Genomic DNA, 3,114 nt, shown 5'->3' with positions numbered 1-3,114 from the left:
ATCTATTGCTTCTGGATATTGGTCTTTTGGCAGATGGTTTATTAGGTATTGGGCTGCCAATTCTGCACTAGTCGCGCCTGCCGCTCCTGCTGCTGCACTGCCTCCGTTTACACTTGCAGTCACTGCACCTAATATGGCATGCGCTACCAGCTGCGCTGCTTCGTTTTTGTTTTCTCCGTGGCCGAATTGTTTGCCTATCAGCTCTGATGCATATGGTGCTAAGGTGTTGGCCACTACTTGTATATTGGTCTGTCCGCCCAGTGCGCCGGTGATGGCTGTGGTCACTGCATTCAGTGCACGGCTCTTGTTGCCGCCTATGCCCCATACCTGTGCCTGTTCGTCTGCTTGTTTGTAACTGCTGGAATATTGTTTCAGGAATTCGGCTTTTTCGGCTTCGTTCAGGCTATTGTATTTGTTTAGTATCTCTCCGCCTTCTGTTTGCAGTTGCTCTTCTGCCGCTTTTTTCGCCTGCTGCTTTTCTTTGTCCGCTTTGTTTGCCATATCTGTGCTTAGTGTACGTACGCTTTGCATGATGGTGGCGGTGGCATCAGCTACGGCCTGCTGTTTGTCCATAATCTGCTGTAAATCCGGCAGTTCATTTACTTTGCTGTGTGCTGTGCTGATGTCGCTGTGGATGCCCAGTTCTTCTACGCTGGTTTCTTTGCCGTTTATGATTATCTGCCCCGGGCTTAGGGTGGCATGTGTGGTGGTATGGTCGCTGCCGCTTTCGTATTGTGGCAGGCCGGGGGTGTAACTCGGATTGCCTACTGGTCCCGGGCCGTCTCCGGAAAAACCTCCTCCTATCGATGCATTGCTGGCATGGAAGTCGGAGTGGTTTTCGATGTCCTTGAAGGTAAGACTGTTGGTGGTAAGCTGGTTGTGTTCTTTGTCTGCAGTGGATCCGATAGCTCCTCCCTGCAAATCTACGCTATCGGCTTTGATGTGGTAACCATCTTTACCGGCAAATAATCCAGATTGTTGGTTGACGCCATTAAGGTGACCAGAAGCATTGCTGCTGCTAAAATTACCTGACGCTTCCCATACGCTCCCCAATCCCCCCTGTACATGCAGGCTGGCTCCGCTGTTTTTGATGACTTGGTCTATTTTGTCCTGCGGGCTGATTATGCTTAGTTTGCCGCCAATGTCTGCATTGATACTGTTGGCAGTGGCCTGTGACTACTATCAGTGTGGCTGGAGCAGGTAGGCTTTTATGTGGGATGCCCTGTTATCATTCAGATTGAACAGGGCAAGTTAGTGATAGAGATTGATTTACGAGTCTAAAAAACTATAACTTATAAATAATCTTTAATTCTTTTATATAAAAATTCATAAAAATTAGTAGCATAAAACTTACATTCAGCAGATGGGAGCATAATGTATATTGGACATTCCCCATTATCAAATTTAGTATAATCAAAATAATACACATCACCAAAATCTGTTTGGCTAACAACAAGTTGTGTGTTTTTCATAATATTATTTTTCATATCAATGATATGATGATAAACAATATCCCCACCATTAACCGATTCAAAATCTAATCCGTAAATGCTGTATATTTCCTCTCCACATATTTCACCACCACGGTATTCACGTAAAAACCATTTATAAGAATTAGTTAGAGGAAAACCTAAATATTTTTCGGCCTTTAAAATCCATGATTCATCAACCGCATCTTCCGGAGTACCGAAATTAACTATATTCTCGTTTTTATTAATGAATTCAATTAGTACATTTTTTGTTATTTCATTCATAATTTTTACCTATATGTTTTTGCTCTCTCGATCCAGTATTGAGTTTTCCATTTATTGAACTCATTTCTATTAATTCCAGAAGGAATTGTATTAGGATTAACATGAATCGCTTTTTTATTTTGTTGATGAAATGTTTGCGTAACTTCAGCAATAGCTCCATTTTGATTTTGTGTCAGATGGTGTAAATTAATCGAATTTCCATCATGACCAATAGGTGCTCGACCAGATGCCATTCTTTCTAAATTTGTTCCTTTAATTATTTTCCCTTTATCTGTCCAAGTTGTCATCAAATTCGGATCAAACAAATCATTACGTTGATAAACTTTATTACCATTAAATTCTATAGGATCTTTAGACCAATATTTTCTCTCTTGCCCAAAATATTTTGTTGCATCAGCCTGTGTGGCTCCTGTCATCCCCTTTCCTGCATTCCCATCTACTCCTTTTTTAATTTTATCCTCTTTTATAAGATTAGCCACATTTTCAGTTTGCTTAACCATTTCTGCTACATTTCCTGCTTCTTTCGCTTTTTCATAGGCTTTTTGTGCAGTATGCATTTTTTTAGCTGCATCACCAACAAGTGGCACTACTCCAATTGCGGCAAATACATAATCTCCAACCGTCTCTGCTTCATACAATCCCTTTATATCTCCTATTATTGGTATAAAATCTATTACATTGCTTATAATAAACTTAGCTCCATCCTTTTGAACTTCTTCTCTTTTTCTTTGACATTCAGTTGAATTTAAGTTTTTACAAATTAATTTGATAAATTTTTCTTCATTCAGCTTTCTAGTTTTTTCAGGAGTTGTCCCAAAATAAGGCCAATCATTATTGTTTAGGTTATTATCCACAGCCGTATGCGCAGCCTGATTACCTTGCACTGCATCTGCCATACTTCCACCCGTTACCGCTCCCGTAGCCGCTCCTGCCAGTCCTGATATTGCTGATACAGTTGCTTTCTCTTCTGCCGTCAAATCCTTTGGTTCTTTGTCATACAGCCATTTCGATATCACTGGACCTATTGCCTCTGATCCACCTGCCGCCAATGCTCCTGCCAATGCATCATTCCCTCCTGCTGCCGCTACCGCTGCACCTAATACTGCATGTGCCACCAGATGGGCTGTGCTGCCTTCAGCATCTTTGCCTTTAAAGTATTGGCCTATCTGATACGAAACCACCGGACTGGCTGTGGCTGCCAATATGCCCCCTACGCTATTGGTTGGTGCGGCCAATCCTGCTCCGATGGCATTCAGCAGTAAGCCGCCTGTGTTCCATTGCGACAGTTCTTTTTCGTATTGTTCCCGCTCTGATAAGGTCAGGTTTTCGTCTTTCAGTTTTTCTTTCAGGCTATCCTTTT

General features: G+C 42.0%; 3 protein-coding genes and 1 pseudogene. 1 reads left to right on the top strand and 3 read right to left on the bottom strand.

Going from position 1 to position 3,114, the window contains the following annotated elements:
- Positions 1 to 1,053, bottom strand: a pseudogene (locus tag J3U67_RS03425) (adhesin); the annotation flags it as partial.
- Positions 1,054 to 1,185: 132 nt separating this feature from the next.
- On the opposite strand from J3U67_RS03425, the gene J3U67_RS09215 reads away from it, so the two are divergent.
- Entirely contained in the window at positions 1,186 to 1,281 is a 96-nt protein-coding gene (locus J3U67_RS09215) for a SymE family type I addiction module toxin (RefSeq protein WP_100157169.1), read from the top strand.
- An 11-nt stretch (positions 1,282 to 1,292) separates the two neighbouring features.
- Here J3U67_RS09215 and J3U67_RS03420 read toward each other — a convergent pair whose 3' ends face one another.
- A complete protein-coding gene (locus J3U67_RS03420; protein WP_267403813.1) occupies positions 1,293 to 1,754 on the bottom strand; it encodes an SMI1/KNR4 family protein in 462 nt (153 codons plus the stop codon).
- A 5-nt stretch (positions 1,755 to 1,759) separates the two neighbouring features.
- Positions 1,760 to 3,114: HNH/ENDO VII family nuclease (locus J3U67_RS03415; protein WP_267403812.1), on the bottom strand; the 1,355-nt coding region annotated here is incomplete at its 5' end.

This window comes from Snodgrassella sp. B3837 (assembly GCF_026535955.1).
Lineage (GTDB): Bacteria > Pseudomonadota > Gammaproteobacteria > Burkholderiales > Neisseriaceae > Snodgrassella > Snodgrassella alvi_E.
The sequence above is the reverse complement of the archived record's forward strand: the minus strand, read 5'-3'. Positions and strand labels throughout refer to the sequence as shown.

Coding starts and splice junctions, on each gene's coding strand:
- J3U67_RS03420 (WP_267403813.1), bottom strand. CDS start 1,754: ATGAATGAAATAACAAAAAATGTACTAATTGAATTCATTAATAAAAAC.